The sequence below is a fragment of the Mesorhizobium sp. M4A.F.Ca.ET.090.04.2.1 genome (assembly GCF_003999085.1).
In the GTDB taxonomy this organism is placed as follows: Bacteria; Pseudomonadota; Alphaproteobacteria; order Rhizobiales; family Rhizobiaceae; genus Mesorhizobium.
In genome coordinates this window covers 1-14,769 of the sequence record NZ_RZOT01000074.1, presented here as the reverse complement: position 1 = coordinate 14,769, position 14,769 = coordinate 1, and the positions used below count along the sequence as shown (strand labels likewise).

General features: G+C 65.2%; 12 protein-coding genes, 1 tRNA gene and 1 pseudogene. 9 read left to right on the top strand and 5 right to left on the bottom strand.

The annotated features are described in order from the left end of the window. Both EN781_RS08055 and EN781_RS08050 read right to left on the bottom strand, forming a co-directional pair. Nucleotides 1–327 (bottom strand): DUF533 domain-containing protein (locus EN781_RS08055; RefSeq protein ID WP_127399897.1); only part of this gene is annotated, 327 nt, incomplete at its 3' end. A 120-nt stretch (nt 328–447) separates the two neighbouring features. Beyond that, the gene (locus EN781_RS08050; RefSeq protein ID WP_126058438.1) at nt 448–1,377 is read right to left on the bottom strand and encodes a rhodanese-related sulfurtransferase; all 930 of its coding nucleotides are present in this window, start codon (nt 1,375–1,377) and stop codon (nt 448–450) included. 179 nt (nt 1,378–1,556) lie between these two features. Between EN781_RS08050 and EN781_RS08045 the strand changes: the two genes are divergently transcribed. Continuing rightward, nucleotides 1,557–2,195 (top strand): 2-dehydro-3-deoxy-phosphogluconate aldolase, encoded by a 639-nt coding sequence (locus tag EN781_RS08045; protein ID WP_126058437.1) that lies wholly within the window; start codon nt 1,557–1,559, stop codon nt 2,193–2,195. A 155-nt stretch (nt 2,196–2,350) separates the two neighbouring features. Here the strand turns inward: EN781_RS08045 and EN781_RS08040 are convergent. The 3 genes from EN781_RS08040 to EN781_RS08030 all read right to left on the bottom strand — a co-directional run bounded on the left by EN781_RS08040 (nt 2,351) and on the right by EN781_RS08030 (nt 6,336). Beyond that, nucleotides 2,351–2,424: transfer RNA gene (locus EN781_RS08040), tRNA-Gln, on the bottom strand. Nucleotides 2,425–2,561: 137 nt separating this feature from the next. Beyond that, nucleotides 2,562–4,418: a DUF882 domain-containing protein gene (locus EN781_RS08035; RefSeq protein WP_126058436.1), complete on the bottom strand. Its 1,857-nt coding sequence runs from the start codon at nt 4,416–4,418 to the stop codon at nt 2,562–2,564. 391 nt (nt 4,419–4,809) lie between these two features. Further along, the gene (locus EN781_RS08030) at nt 4,810–6,336 is read right to left on the bottom strand and encodes a sigma-54 dependent transcriptional regulator (protein ID WP_127399896.1); all 1,527 of its coding nucleotides are present in this window, start codon (nt 6,334–6,336) and stop codon (nt 4,810–4,812) included. 143 nt (nt 6,337–6,479) lie between these two features. On the opposite strand from EN781_RS08030, the gene EN781_RS08025 reads away from it, so the two are divergent. The 8 genes and pseudogenes from EN781_RS08025 to EN781_RS07990 all read left to right on the top strand — a co-directional run. Next, nucleotides 6,480–8,318 (top strand): M3 family oligoendopeptidase, encoded by a 1,839-nt coding sequence (locus EN781_RS08025; protein ID WP_189347391.1) that lies wholly within the window; start codon nt 6,480–6,482, stop codon nt 8,316–8,318. A gap of 367 nt (nt 8,319–8,685) precedes the next feature. Then, nucleotides 8,686–9,513, top strand: coding sequence for a proton-conducting membrane transporter (locus EN781_RS08020; RefSeq protein WP_126058434.1), 828 nt, complete (start codon nt 8,686–8,688; stop codon nt 9,511–9,513). A 166-nt stretch (nt 9,514–9,679) separates the two neighbouring features. Next, nucleotides 9,680–10,825 (top strand): aminodeoxychorismate synthase component I, encoded by a 1,146-nt coding sequence (locus EN781_RS08015; protein ID WP_126058433.1) that lies wholly within the window; start codon nt 9,680–9,682, stop codon nt 10,823–10,825. Continuing rightward, the gene (locus EN781_RS08010; RefSeq protein WP_126058432.1) at nt 10,774–11,436 is read left to right on the top strand and encodes an aminotransferase class IV family protein; all 663 of its coding nucleotides are present in this window, start codon (nt 10,774–10,776) and stop codon (nt 11,434–11,436) included. Before EN781_RS08015 ends, EN781_RS08010 begins: the two co-directional genes overlap by 52 nt. A gap of 19 nt (nt 11,437–11,455) precedes the next feature. Continuing rightward, a complete protein-coding gene (locus tag EN781_RS08005) occupies nt 11,456–11,743 on the top strand; it encodes a YciI family protein (protein WP_126059365.1) in 288 nt (95 codons plus the stop codon). After that, a complete protein-coding gene (locus EN781_RS08000; protein WP_126058431.1) occupies nt 11,740–12,666 on the top strand; it encodes a DUF3445 domain-containing protein in 927 nt (308 codons plus the stop codon). Before EN781_RS08005 ends, EN781_RS08000 begins: the two co-directional genes overlap by 4 nt. 131 nt (nt 12,667–12,797) lie before the next feature. Then, nucleotides 12,798–14,243 (top strand): homospermidine synthase, encoded by a 1,446-nt coding sequence (locus EN781_RS07995; RefSeq protein ID WP_126058430.1) that lies wholly within the window; start codon nt 12,798–12,800, stop codon nt 14,241–14,243. A 281-nt stretch (nt 14,244–14,524) separates the two neighbouring features. Continuing rightward, a pseudogene (locus EN781_RS07990) lies at nt 14,525–14,769 on the top strand (hypothetical protein); the annotation flags it as partial.

Sequence of the window (14,769 nt, the reverse complement as noted above, 5' to 3'; positions counted from 1 at the left end):
GGGGGGGAAGGCGGTTGTCTTGGGCGGCGGCAAGAGTTCCGGCTCGCCGGCGGCCGGCGTCTCGGCCGGCGCGTTGCCGGCCTTGTAATTCTGGTACGCCTTGTAGGCGAGACCGCCGATCGCGGCCAGCCCACCGAGCTTGATGGCGGTGCCCGTCACCTGCCGGCCGGTGCCTGTTCCAAGCAGAACCGCGGCCAGCGCGCCGGCGGCGAGCGGATTGTCCTTGGCCATCTGCACGGCCTGACCTGCCTTGTCGCGGACGGTGCCGCCGGTGCCGGGAACCTGCGAGCCGAGCAGATCGTCGAGAAGCTTCTTGGGGTCGAACATCAATGCCTCCAGAATTGGCCCGCGCCGAACATGGACGAGCAGGTTTGGACGTCGCAGACGTAGGTCCCGCATGTCGACATTACAATGACGGGCCAGCGCTTTGATGCGGCTAATGGGGCGCTAGCTCCCGATATGCGGACCCTTGCCTCGCGCGGCGGCCAGTTCGACCTGCCGCTGGCGTTCGGCGTAGCGGGCGCGATCCTCGTCGGAGCGGACCTCGTGGCAATGCGGGCAGGAGATGCCGGGGGCATAGCGCGGCGACAGCCGGTCCTCGACCGTCAGCGGATGCCGGCAGGCGCGGCAGAGCTCCGCCTCGCCCTCGGCAAGGCCATGCGACACCGACACGCGTTCGTCGAAGACGAAGCATTCGCCTTGCCACAGGCTCGCTTCGGCCGGCACCTGCTCCAGATATTTGAGGATGCCGCCCTTCAGGTGGAACACAGCCTCGAAGCCGAGCGATTTCACATAGGCCGTCGCCTTCTCGCAGCGTATGCCGCCGGTGCAGAACATCGCCACCTTGCGCCCTTCGAGTTGGTCGCGATGCCGCTCGACCCAGGCCGGGAATTCGCGAAAGCTCGCGGTCGCCGGATCGACCGCGCCCTTGAAGGTGCCGATTGACACCTCATAGGCATTGCGCGTGTCGATGACGATGGTGTTCTCGTCCGAGATCAGCGTGTTCCAGTCGGCCGGCGCGACATAGGTGCCGGCGCTGCTTGCCGGATCGAGGTCCTCGACGCCCATGGTGACGATCTCGCGCTTCAGCCGCACCTTCATGCGGTGGAACGGCATCTCGGCGGCGGCGCTGTATCTGACCTCGAGGCCGGCCAGGCCTTCGATGAAGTTCAGATGGTCGATCAGCGCGGCGATGTCGGCCTCGCTGCCGGCAACGGTGCCGTTGATGCCCTCATGTGCAAGCAGCAGCGTGCCCTTGATGCCGCGCCCGCAGCAGAAGGCTGCGAGCGGCGCGCGCAGCGCCTCGAAGCCGTCGAGCCGGGCAAATTTGTACAGCGCGGCGACGCGCACAGAATTGGTTCGGGTGGAAATTGTCATCGCCATGCCACTAAACCGTGGTGAAAGCCGATTCAAGGCGGAGCGGACCAGCCGCCTTCCGGGAAAGCGGCTGACACTCGTCGCCGGTGCGTGACATCGCGACACGCCTCGTTTCGTGGACTCGGGATACCCCTTCTGCTAATCGGTTGAAATCGATCGATACCGGAGAGAGCAAGCGAATGCCCAGCAAGACCGAGAAGCTCCTGTCGCTCCTCAATGGCCAGCCGGTCATCCCGGTGCTCAAGATCGCCAATGTCGCCGACGCGGTACCGCTTGCCCGCGCGCTCGCCCGCGGCGGCCTGCCGGCGATCGAGATCACGCTCAGGACCGCCGATGCGCTGGAAGCGATCCGGCGCGTCGCCGGCGAGGTCGAGGACGCCATCGTCGGCGCCGGCACCATCCTCGACGCCGGGCAGTTCGATGAAGCAGCCCGCGCCGGCTCGAGATTCATCGTCAGCCCCGGCATCACCAGCCAGCTCCTGGCCGCGGCCAGTGACAGCGATGTGCCGCTGCTGCCCGGCGCCATCACGCCCGGCGAGATCATGGCCGCCCGCGAGGCCGGCTTGCGCTTCCTGAAATTCTTCCCTGCCGAGCAGTCCGGCGGCATTGCCTCGCTGAAGGCCTTCGCCTCACCGCTCGCTGACGTGAAGTTCTGCCCGACCGGCGGCATCAGTGCCAGGAACGCCGCCGACTATCTTGCTCTGCCCAACGTCATCTGCGTCGGCGGATCCTGGGTGGCGCCCGACGACATGGTCAAGGCCGGCAAGTGGGACGAGATCGAAGCCCTGGCGCGCGCGGCGAGCCAGCTCACGAAGTAGCGTCCTGGACACGAAAAGCCCGGCCGGCTCGAGCCGACCGGACCAGTTGCTGGAATGCAATCAGCTGCAGAGCTTCTCGACGACCTTCTTGTGGTGAACCCAATGCTTGACGTGATCCGCAGGCCCGAGCCCATTGCTGACAGGTCGGCAAGCGCTGGTTCCCGCTCATGGATTCGAACCACGATTCACGCCTTCAAAGGGCGCTGTCCTACCATTAGACGAAGCGGGAGAGCAGGCGCTTGTCGTTAGCATCCCGGCACGGTCGAAGCCAGAGCCGAGCGGACGGTTCCGCGGGCGTTGCCCGCCAAAAAGCAAAAAGCCGCGCGGGTCGCCCGGCGCGGCTTTTGCGATTGTCTGGCCTGTCGCCTACTTGGTCTGGAAACGGGCGACCGAGAGGAACTTCACGGCGTTGCCGGTGAACCGGTTGGCATCCGCCAACTGGTTGTCGGCCTGGAAGCCTGCCGTATAGACCTCGCTCGGCGGCGTATGCACGATGTTGTAGGCATAGCGCGGCGCCGTCGTCGCGCTGGAGACCGTGGCGACGTATTCGCCGCTGTTCAGTGCCCAGCGCGCGGCCTGCGGCGCGGCGGCAACCACCATTGCCTTCGGCCCGGGCTTGAGGTCGCGGGCGCTGGCCCTGGCTTCCTTGCGCGTCGTCTTCACGCCGGCACCGATTGCCAGCGCCGGATCGGAACCGGCCGGGCGGCTGGCGATGGCGTCGCGCGGGGAGGCCGCATCGACGCCGGACGGATCGTTGAATGCCGAGCGCGGCTCGAGCGAGGCGACCTGATAGTCGCCACTGGCGACACTGGCCTCGGTCGTGGCGTTGGCCTCGTCGAGAACGGCCTTGACTTCATCCGGCTTGACTTCATCCGGCTTGACTTCGTCCGCCTTGGCCTCATCCGGACGCGCGCTGGGCAGGACCGAGAACGCATCGGTCGCGGTCTTGTTGTGCTGGGCGGTGTCGGCCAGCGCCAGCAGCACGCTCTTGTCCTGCGCCGCGAGATCGGCCGGAAGCGAACGGTCGGGTCGCCAGGTCGGCAGCGGAACGTTGTTGTTGACCGCCGCCTGCGCTGGATCGGCATCGGCGCCGGCCGGATTGGCCATGCCGAAGGGCACGTTGACCGGCGCATGCGCCGTCGCCACCGACTGCTCGGTGGTCGCCGAGGCGTCGGCCACGCCGAATGGCACGTTCTCAGGCGTCTGCTGGCCGACATCGGTCTTCGGTCGCGGCGCGAAGTCCGGCAGCGGGACCTCCTTTGGCGGCAGCGCCGCGATGATCGTCTCCGGCGTGTCCTGCTCAGGTTCCGAATCGGCCGAATTGTCGTCGGCGATCTGTGGAATGTTGGCGCGCTGCGCGTCCTGGGGTGACACGATCGCGATGCCAGGCGGGTTGCTGCGCTTGGCGGCCGCCGCCGGCTTCACGCTCTTCGGCTTGGGCGCAGGCGCGGCAGTCGCGACATCGGCGCTGTCGTCGGCCTCGTCATCGCCGCCGCCAAACCAGGCAGCAAGCAGCCCGCCGGACCGCTTGGTCGAACCGCCGGCGCTGGCCAGTTCAATGTTGGGGGTACCGGCGCCCTTGCGGGCTTTGTAGGCGGCCAAAGCCTGTTCATAGCCCGGCAGCGGCCTGCCGTCGCTCGGAACGTGCAGGGTCTTGCCGTTCGGGAACACCCCGACCAGTTCCTGGCGGCTGATGCCAGGCCAGTGGCGCACATTGCCGACATCCATATGCACGAACGGTGAGCCCGACGAGGGATAGTAGCCGACGCCGCCGCCCTGCATCTTGAGACCGATGTTGCGCAGCTTCTTCAGCGGCACGCCGGGGATATAGAAGTCCATCGCCTTGCCGAGCATATGCTGGCTCTTCTCGGCGACACCCCGGCTGCGGCTGCGCAGCATCGAGTTTGTCGCCGGCGAGCGGTAGCCGCAGACGACCTGGATGTAGTCGGTGGCGCCGCTCTGCCGGTAGGCCTCCCAGACGAGGTCGAGCAGCCGCGGATCCATCTTGGTCGGTTCGTTGCGGCGCCAGTCGCGCAGGATGATGTTGATCTTGCGCAGGCCCTCGGGATCGTAGCGCCCATTGCGCTTGTAGACGATCTCGGCCTTTTCGTGCGTGTGGAGATGATAGAGCTTCAGCGAACGAACTTCGGCGCTGGCGCCGGTCGCGGCAAGGAAACCAAGCGCAAAAACCACCGCTGCCAGCCATCTCGGCCAGACGCTCATGTGATAATGCCGCCCGTCTGTATGTCGTTCGACTTGGTTCAAATCAAATGGCCTTGCAGGCTGCCGTTTGTCCCCGGATTTGCCCAAACGGATGTGTTGTTCTCACATCCGAATATCGATCCTAATGGTTAATCATCGCTTATTGAAGCCGAAATGCGGTAACACCGTGGCGATATCCCGTCAAAAATATTGCACTGCGTTTCTTGGTAAATTGCTGGTTTAGATCATTTTTCCGCCTTTGGCCGAAACACGATCTGTTACCGCCGGCCTTAATTGCGTGATCGCAGCCATAATCGAGTCGTTGCGGCGCCGCCGGCGCCGCGATCAATGCCGAGCGGGCCCGCACCAGGGGACGGAACTGGTCCGGAGCTTGCGAAAAGGGCTCGGCGGGTCAGGAAGCAAGGCGCTCGATGCGGCCGCTTTCCGGGTCGATGCCGTATTCCTTGAGCTTCCTGTAGAGGGTCGAACGGCCGATGCCGAGACGGCGCGCGACCTCGCTCATCTGGCCATTGTAATGGTCGATGGCGAGCTTGATCATTTCCAGTTCGACTTCGGCCAGCGCGCGCACATTGCCGCGCTCGTCCAGTGCCCGCAACGTCCCGAAGCGCGGCTGCAGCCTTGCCGGCGGATCGGGCTCGGCCACGACCACCCCCGGCTCGCCGGCCACGTCGTCGTCACCGCTCAGCTCAGGCGCTGGCGCGCCAATTTCGACATCGAGCTTGACGGTGCCTTCCAGCTGCGCGCGGATCTGCGGAAACTCCTCTTCCGTCAGCAGCTCGCTTTCGGCCAGCACGGAAGCCCTGAAGACGGCGTTCTCCAACTGCCTGATGTTGCCCGGCCAGTCATAGGCCTGCAGCATGGCGAGCGCCCTGGCCGAGATGCCTTGCGGACGGTGACGGGGATCGGCAGGCGCCACCTTCTCCATGAAATGCCTGACCAGATAGGGAATGTCGTCGCGGCGGTCGCGCAGCGGCGGCACGAAGATCGGATAGACGTTAAGACGGTAGAACAGATCCTGGCGGAAACGGCCGTCCTTGACCTGCTGCAGGAGATTGCGGTGCGTCGCCGAGATCAGCCTGATGTCGACCTTGACCGTCGAACGGCCTCCGACCGGATCGACCTCGCCCTCTTGCACCGCGCGCAACAGCTTGACCTGGACGTCGAGCGGCAGGTCGCCGATCTCGTCGAGGAACAGCGTGCCCGAATGCGCCTCGACGAATTTGCCGGTGTGCTTGTCGGTGGCGCCGGTGAACGAGCCCTTCTCGTGGCCGAACAGGATCGATTCGACGAGGTTGTCGGGGATGGCGCCGCAATTGACGGTGACGAACGGTTTCGAGCGGCGGTCGCCGCTGCCCTGGATGGCGCGCGCCACCAGCTCCTTGCCGACGCCCGATTCGCCCTCGATCAGGATCGGGATGTTGGACGCCGCCGCCTTCTGGCCGAGCCGGATCACCCGGTCCATCGCCGGGCTGTGCGTGATCAGGTCCTTGAAGGTCAGGTGGCCGCCGCGCCGCCTGGACGTGCGCTTCATCTCGTCTTCGACCGCCTCGACCTTCAGCGCGTTGGAGATCGCCGTCTGCAGCCTGTCGGGCGAGGCCGGCTTGACGACGAAATCGAAGGCGCCGTGGCGCATCGCCGATACGACGGTCTCGATGCCGCCCTGCGCGGTCTGCACGATGACCGGAACGTGGATACCGCGCTCGCGCATCGCCTTCAAGACGCCGATGCCGTCGAGCCCAGGCATGACGAGGTCGAGGATCATCACCGACACGTCGCGCGCATTGGGTCCGTCGAGAACGCCAAGTCCCGCCTCGCCGCCATCGGCCACGATCGCCCCGTGGCCGAATTTCGTCACCGCCGCCTCGAGCAGCCTGCGCTGCACGGGATCGTCATCGACTATGAGTATGGAACCTGTCATGACTGTGTAATTGCCCGGCCCGAGAAATCCCCGTGGATCATCTTGGCACAGGGTTCTAAATAAGGTTTCAAAAAACCCGGTGAACGAATTCCTTAGGATTTGACCGGCCTCTGCTTTCTCCCTTGTTCTGGAAGGTATTTTTGATGCGCATGATTCCTGATCGGCGGCTTTCGGCGACTGCGTCCGGTCACGGCGCCGCGGAGCTTGGCGACCTGCCGGAATGGAACCTCGCCGATCTCTATTCCGGCATGGAAGCGCCCGAGCTGAAGCGCGACATTGCCAGGGCCGCGCAGGATGCTGTTGGCTTCGAGACCCGCTGGAAGGGCACGCTTGCCGCCGAGGCCGAGCGCGGCGTCGCCGGCCGTCTGGGCGAAGCCTTGCAGGCCTATGAGGCGCTGGAGGAGCTGATCGGCCGCATCGTCTCCTATGCCGGGCTGATCTACGCCGGCAACACCGCCGATCCGCAGCGCGCCAAGCTCTATGGCGACATCCAGGAAAAGATGACGGACGCCAGCGCGCATCTCCTGTTTTTCGCGCTGGAGCTCAACCTGATCGACGACGCCGTGATCGAAAGCGCGCTCGCCGCCGACCCAACCTTTGGCCACTACCGGCCCTGGGTGCTCGACCTCAGGAAGGACAAGCCCTACCAGCTCGAGGATAGGGTCGAGCAGCTTTTCCACGAAAAGTCGATCACCGGGCGCGGCGCCTGGAACCGGCTGTTCGACGAGACGATGACCGATCTGCGCTTCGACCTCGGCGGCGAGGAGCTGGCGTTGGAGCCGGCGCTGAACCGCCTGCAGGACGCCGATGGCGAAGTGCGCCGCCAGGCGTCAGAGGCGCTGGCCGCGACCTTCCGCAAGAATCTGCGCACCTTCACGCTGATCACCAACACGCTGGCCAAGGACAAGGAGATTTCCGACCGCTGGCGTGGCTTCGAGGACATCGCCGATTCACGGCACCTCGCCAACCGCGTCGAGCGCGGCGTGGTCGACGCGCTGGCGGCCGCCGTGCGCGAGGCCTATCCGCGCCTGTCGCACCGCTACTATGCGATGAAGGCGCGCTGGCTCGGCATGGCGGTGATGAACCACTGGGACCGCAACGCGCCCTTGCCGGAGACCCCGCAGGCGATCATCCGCTGGAACGACGCCAGGGACACGGTGCTGTCGGCCTATCAGCGCTTTTCGCCCGACATGGCCGAAATCGCCCGCACCTTCTTCGACCGCAACTGGATCGACGCGCCGGTCAGGCCCGGCAAGTCGCCCGGCGCCTTCGCCCATCCGACGGTGCCGTCGGCGCATCCCTATGTGCTGCTCAATTATATGGGCAAGCCGCGCGATGTGATGACGCTGGCGCATGAGCTCGGCCATGGCGTCCACCAGGTGCTGGCCGGAGGCCAGGGCGCGCTGATGGCCTCGACGCCGCTGACGCTCGCCGAGACGGCCTCCGTCTTCGGCGAGATGCTGACCTTCCGCTCGCTGCTCGACCAGACCACCGACCGGCGCGAGCGCAAGGCCATGCTCGCCCAGAAGGTCGAGGACATGATCAACACGGTGGTGCGCCAGATCGCCTTCTACGAGTTCGAGCGCAAGGTGCATGCCGAGCGCAAGAACGGCGAGTTGACCTCCGACAGGCTCGGCCAGTTCTGGCTCGAGGTGCAGGCCGAAAGCCTGGGGCCGGCGATCCGGCTGCGCGACGGCTATGAAGTGTTCTGGACCTATATCCCACACTTCATCCATTCGCCCTTCTACGTTTATGCCTATGCCTTCGGCGATTGCCTGGTGAACTCGCTCTACGCGGTCTATCAGAATGCCGAGCGCGGCTTTCAGGAGAAGTATTTCGAGATGCTGCGCGCCGGCGGCACCAAGCATCATTCCGAGCTGCTGGCTCCGTTCGGTCTTGATGCCACCAACCCCGCCTTCTGGCAGATCGGGCTTGGCGTGATCGGCGGCCTGATCGACGAGCTGGAAGCGCTGGATAAGTGACGCGCGACTTCGACCTCGGTCCGCGCCAGAATAGTTTAGCCGGAACACATGTTGGGATGGGCTCTACTCTTGGCATAAATATCTGTTCTTGAAGAACTCTCCGGGAATTTTTTCCGTTAGCTTTCCGCAAGTCATATGGTAGCGTCCCGCCTCAAGCTCAGCCGGACGCAAAGCCCAGGCCAGGGGACGAGCTTCGGCCGGTGGCGACATTTGGCGAATGCGATGCGGCCGTTGGCCATGGGCGAAGAGCCGAGCGCCGACAGCTCTGTTGAAGCCAGCTGTTCCGCAAGCGCGGAACCATTGAATGGTCCTTTCGCCGAGGTCGTCATTCCAGGCCGCGGCGGATGGATCGGACTGGAGAGAGGGAATGAGCACTTTTTTCTACGTTCTCCTGGCGTTCATTGTGGGTGTGTCGGTTGGCTGGTTCATCTGGGGTCGGCTGCGCGGCGAGCTCGACAGCCTGCGCGGTGATCTGGACCGCACGCGCGGCGAGCGCGACAGGCTCCGCGCTGATACCGACAGGCTGACCGCCGAGCTCGAAGCATGCGGCCACACACGTGCCGACCTCGAACGCCGGCTGCGCGAGGCGCCGGCCGCATCCGGCGCGGCAAAGGCCTCCGCTCCCGCGCCGGCGGCGCTCGTCTCGACACCCGCACCGGCCAAATCGGCTTCTGCCAAGCCTGCCGCTGCCAAGCCTGCCGCTGCCAAGCCTGCCGCTGCCAAGCCTGCCGCCGCCAAGTCGCCCGCCGCCAAGCCTGCCGCCGCCAAGTCGCCCGCCGCCAAGCCTGCCGCCGCCAAGCCTGCCGCGGCAAAGCCGGCATCGGCCAAGCCAGCGGCAACCAGGTCGGCCGCCGCGCCGAAGCCGGCCGCGCCCAAAGCAGCGGCGCCCAAGGCTGCAGCGAAGAAGGCCGCACCGGCTTCGACCAAGGCGGCGACGGGCAAGGCCGATAATCTGCGCCGCCTCATCGGCATCGGCCCGGTCAACGAAAAGCTGCTCAAGGGCCTTGGGGTTACAAGCTATGCCCAGATTGCCGCCTGGACAGCAGCCGACGTCAAGCGGATCGAGGACGTGCTGAACTTCGATGGTCGTATCGCGCGCGAGCAATGGATCGAGCAGGCGAAGTTGCTCGCCGCCGGCGATGAGAAGGAATTCGCCCGCCGCTTCCCGACCGCGGGAACCGCCAGCAACACCTGATCCCGCTTCGCCTTCGGGCATGTGACAGCGCCGGTGCCAGTCCTGGGCACCGCCGCCTTCCTTTGCTCCAGCCGCCTTTGCGTCCCAGGACGCCGCTCCCTCGATTGCGCGCCACCAAGACCCCATATAGAGCGATCGCTGGCGCCACCGACCGAACACCCGAGCAATGTCCCTGCCCTCCGCTATTTTCCGCAACGACGAGAGCGGCCGCCAGTTGGTCTTCGACCAACCGGCCGAGATCATCGTGGCGCGCGACGCGGACGATTTCCTGCCGGCGCTCGAAGCCGCGCAGGCGGCAGCCGACGCCGGCAAATGGCTGGCAGGATACCTCTCCTACGAGGCTGGCTACCTGCTCGAGCCAAAACTGGTGCCATTGCTTCCTGAGGGTCGGCGCGCGCCGCTGGTGTGCTTCGGCGTCTTCGATGCTCCCGTCGAGCAGGCGGTGCCACGCCGCGCCGGTCCGGCGACCAACGGCCCGATCTTCGACGCCCGGGCGGCCTGGTCGGCGCAGGACTATGCGAAGCGCTTTGCGCGGTTGCACGACCACATCCGCAGGGGTGACTGCTACCAGGGCAATCTGACCTTCCCCGTGCGCGCGCAGTGGTCCGGCGATCCGCTCGCCGCCTTCGACTCGCTCACCGAACGCCAGCCGGTGAAATACGGCGCGCTGATTTCGCTCGGCGATCCGGTGGTGCTCTCGCGATCGCCCGAGCTCTTCTTCGAGATCGACGCCGAAGGGATGATCGAGACGCATCCGATGAAGGGCACGGCGCCGCGCGGCGCGACCAGGGCCGAGGACGCGCGGCTGAAATCGTTCCTGCGCAAGGACGAGAAGAACCAGGCCGAGAACCGCATGATCGTCGACCTGCTGCGCAACGACATCTCGCTGATCAGCGAGGTTGGCACACTGGAGGTGCCGGAACTGTTCCGCATAGAGACCTATCCGACCGTGCACCAGATGGTGAGCCGCGTGCGGGCCCGGCTGTTGCCGGACGTCGGCATCCGCCGCATCCTCGCGGCGCTGTTCCCCTGCGGCTCGATCACCGGCGCGCCGAAAATCCGCGCCATGGAGATACTGCACGATCTCGAGGGCACACCGCGCGACGTCTATTGCGGCGCCATCGGCTGGATCGCACCCGGCGGCACAATGCGCTTTTCCGTGGCGATCCGCACCATTTCGCTCTTTTCCAGCGGCGAGGCCGTCTACAATGTCGGCGGCGGCGTCGTCTTCGATTCCACCGCCGAGGAGGAGTATCAGGAGTGTCTCTTGAAAGCCCGCTTCGCGACAGGGACCGTGCCGATTTCGAGCTGATCGAGACCATGCGTTGGGAGCCGGGCCCCGGCTTCCTGCGCTTCGATCGTCACCTTGCGCGGCTCTATGCTTCGGCGGCCGAGCTGGGCTTTGCCTGTGAACCGCAACGGGTCGGCGAAGTGCTGACGGACACGGTTGGCCGGCAAACGATCGCCTTGCGCACCCGTCTGGTCCTGGCGCGCAATGGCGAGGTGACGGCTGCCGCGCAGCGCTATGAGCCGCTCGCCGCCGACAAGGTCTGGCGCCTGCAACTGGCGCGGGTCCGGCTCGATTCCGGCGACACTTTGCTTCGCCACAAGACCAGCCGCCGCGACACCTACCAGCGGGCGCGCGCCGAATATCTCGCCAGCCGCGCGGACGAGGTGCTGCTCGCCAACGAACGCGGCGAACTCTGCGAGGGTACGATCACCAATCTCTTCGCCGATTTCGGCGACGGCGTGCTGGCAACGCCCCGGCTCGACTGCGGTCTCTTGCCTGGCGTATTGCGCGGCGAGCTTCTGGATGAAGGCCGCGCCCGCGAAGCGATCTACACCCTAGACGATCTGAAGTCGGCGAAGGCGATCTTCGTCGGCAATTCGCTGCGCGGCCTTATCCCCGCACGGTTGGCCTGACGCAGGTCTGGAGAGAATGATGTTCGTCGTGTCGCTGAACTACAAGGTGCCGCTTACCGAGATCGATCGGCTGCAAGCTGCACATGTCGAGTGGCTGAAAGCATGCTATGCGGAGGGTATCTTCGTCATCTCCGGTCCAAAGCGGCCAAGAACCGGCGGCATCATCATAGCGCGCGGCCCGCGCGACGTGTTGGACGCCAAGCTGGCCGCCGATCCCTTCGCCCAAGCCGGCGCCGCCGACTATGACATCACTGAATTCACGGCGAGAATGACCGCCGCTCAACTCGACGCGTTCAAGGAAGCATGAACGGGCCCGCCCATACGCCCTATGACGGTTCGTCGAAACCCTTCACCATCGGGCTGAAGCCGCTCGGCCTCGACGAGTGGATCGATGTCGACGAATGTCTCTTGCCTCATCTCGCCGAGAAGCGCCGGCTCTACGCGGAGATTCCCGAAAAGGTCTTCGTCGAGGAGGATGGCACACGCGAGGCCCAGCGAGAGGTGCTCGATCTCCTCGCAGCCTATCTCGCGGCGAAACACCCCGGGACCCATCGCGATGGCGGCTCCGGCGCCGCCGTGATCGGCGACGAGAACGGTGGCGGACCGACTGCGGCCCTGCGCGCGGCGCCGCTCGTTCAGGCATCCCTGCTCGTCCAGGAGGATCTGATCCTGATGCGCCGGGATGAAAGCGGCTGGCGCCTGGCCGCCGGCTCGCTCTGCTTTCCTTCGTCCTGGTCGCTCCTGGAAAAATTCGGCAAGCCGCTGCAGCAGATCCATGCGCCGGTGCCGGGGTTCGGGCCCGGCACGCGTCCGGCAGAATTGATCAACCGCATGTTCGACGGTCTTCAGGGTCAGGCGGTGGAGCGCTACAACTGGTCGATCCAGGCCGGCGACGCCCTCTACCATCCGCTCTCCAACCTCCAGCGCATCGACCGCGCCACCAACCGCCCCACACGCTTCGCCGACGGCGATATCGACGCCCATGCCTTCATCCGCGTCGAGCGCCAGACGTTGCGCAAACTGCCCGTCTCGCGCGACATCCTGTTCACCATCCGCATCCATCTCGACCCGCTCAAGGTGCTGGCACGCCATCCCGACAGGGCGACGCTCGCGGCATCCTTCGCCGCACATCTGGAGGCGCTCGACGAGGCCCAGCTCGACTACAAGGGACTGACCGCCGACCGCGACCGGCTGGTCGCCTTCCTCGCCGACATGGCCACGGCAGCTTAACCACGCCATCAGGCGAGCCGGACCAGTGGTTGGCGCTTTTCACTGGTTTATGACAATGATCTGTGGTGTAGCGCTTGGCCGTCCGGCAGAAACGCCCGGCTTTTGCCCTGTTTAACGGAGTGTCTGAAAAAATGGCGAATGAAAACTGGCCCGTTTACGGTGAAATCACCGGTCCCGTCGTGATGATCGGCTTCGGCTCGATCGGACGGGGAACGCTGCCGCTGATCGAACGCCATTTCAAGTTCGACAAATCGCGCATGACGGTCATCGACCCGCGCGATAGCGACCGCAAGCTGCTCGACGAGCGCGGCATCACCTTCATGCAGGAAGCCGTGACAAAGAAGAACTACAAGAAGCTGCTGACGCCGCTTCTGACCAATGGCGGCGGCCAGGGCTTCTGCGTCAACCTGTCGGTCGACACCTCCTCGCTCGAACTGATGAAACTCTGCCGCAAGCTCGGCGTGCTCTATGTCGACACGGTGGTCGAGCCCTGGCTCGGCTTCTACTTCGACGACAAGGCGGATAACGCCGCGCGCACCAACTACGCGCTGCGCGAAAGCGTGCGCGAGGAAATCGCCAGGAACCCCGGCGGCAGCACCGCGATCTCCTGCTGCGGCGCCAATCCGGGCATGGTCTCGTGGTTCGTCAAGCAGGCGCTGGTCCACCTCGCCACCGATCTTGGGCTGGAGTTTGCCGAGCCGGCCGCGAGTGACCGCGAGGGCTGGGCGAAACTGATGAAGAAGGCCGGCGTCAAGGGCATTCACATTGCCGAGCGCGACACGCAGCGCACCAAGAAGCCGAAGCCGATGGACGTGTTCTGGAACACCTGGTCGGTCGAAGGCTTCGTCTCCGAGGGCATGCAGCCTGCCGAACTCGGCTGGGGCACGCATGAGACCTGGATGCCGAAGAACGCCAGGAAGCACAAGAACGGCTCGCAGGCGGCGATCTATCTGGAGCAGGCCGGCGCCAACACCCGCGTGCGCTCGTGGTGCCCGACGCCCGGCGCGCAATATGGCTTCCTGGTGACCCACAACGAAGCGATCTCGATCTCCGACTTCTTCACCTTGCGCGGCAAGAAGGGTAAGGTCCACTACCGCCCGACCTGCCACTATGCCTACCATCCGTGCAATGACGCGGTGCTGTCGCTGCACGAGATGTTCGGCGCGGCTGGCAAGGCGCAACCTGTCCATCACGTGCTTGACGAGAACGAGTTGGTCGACGGTATCGACGAGCTCGGGGTGCTGCTCTACGGCCACGACAAGAACGCCTACTGGTACGGTTCGCAGCTGTCGCTGGCCGAGGCGCGTAAGCTCGCTCCCTACCAGAACGCCACCGGCCTGCAGGTCACCTCGGCGGTGCTTGCCGGCATGGTCTGGGCGCTGGAAAACCCGCAAGCCGGCATCGTCGAGGCCGACGAGATGGACTACAAGCGCTGCCTGGAAGTGCAGTTCCCCTATCTCGGGCCGGTCAAGGGCTATTATACCGACTGGACTCCGCTCGATCACCGGCCGGGGCTTTTCCTCGAGGATCTCGACAAGAACGACCCGTGGCAATTCCGCAACATCCTGGTGCGATAGCGGGTTGCAGCGCGCGCGCTCCTTCGGACCTGCAAGAGGGCTTTAAGCCATTGAAATTGCGTGCATCACGCCTTCCGAAGATCGATCTTCGATTTTCGGGCCGATGCGGCGCCGGCATGCCGCGATGCCTTGCAATCGCCCGGAAATCGGGCGATTGAAGGGGTGCGGCCTGGAGCGACGTGCATCCATTGGAAAGTACGCTCCAGCACTTTGATGTACGCCTCGTGCCTTCCGAAAATCGAAAGCGGTTTTCCGGCCGATGCGAGAGGAGAGGATTTCAAATGACCATTGCGCGCAAATTGCTTTCGGCAGTTGCGGCGGCAAGTCTGCTCGCCGCTTCTGCCTGCACCACCGTCGGCCCTTCCGAGCCACCGATCGCAGCCGGACCGAAAGGCGTCGAGGGTTCCTGGATCGACGCCAAGGGCACCGGCCTGTCGAGCTTCACCGCCGGCACCTTCACCACCGTCGCCACGGACACCGGCCAGAAGCTCGCCGAAGGCAGCTACACCATGACCGGGGCGACTTC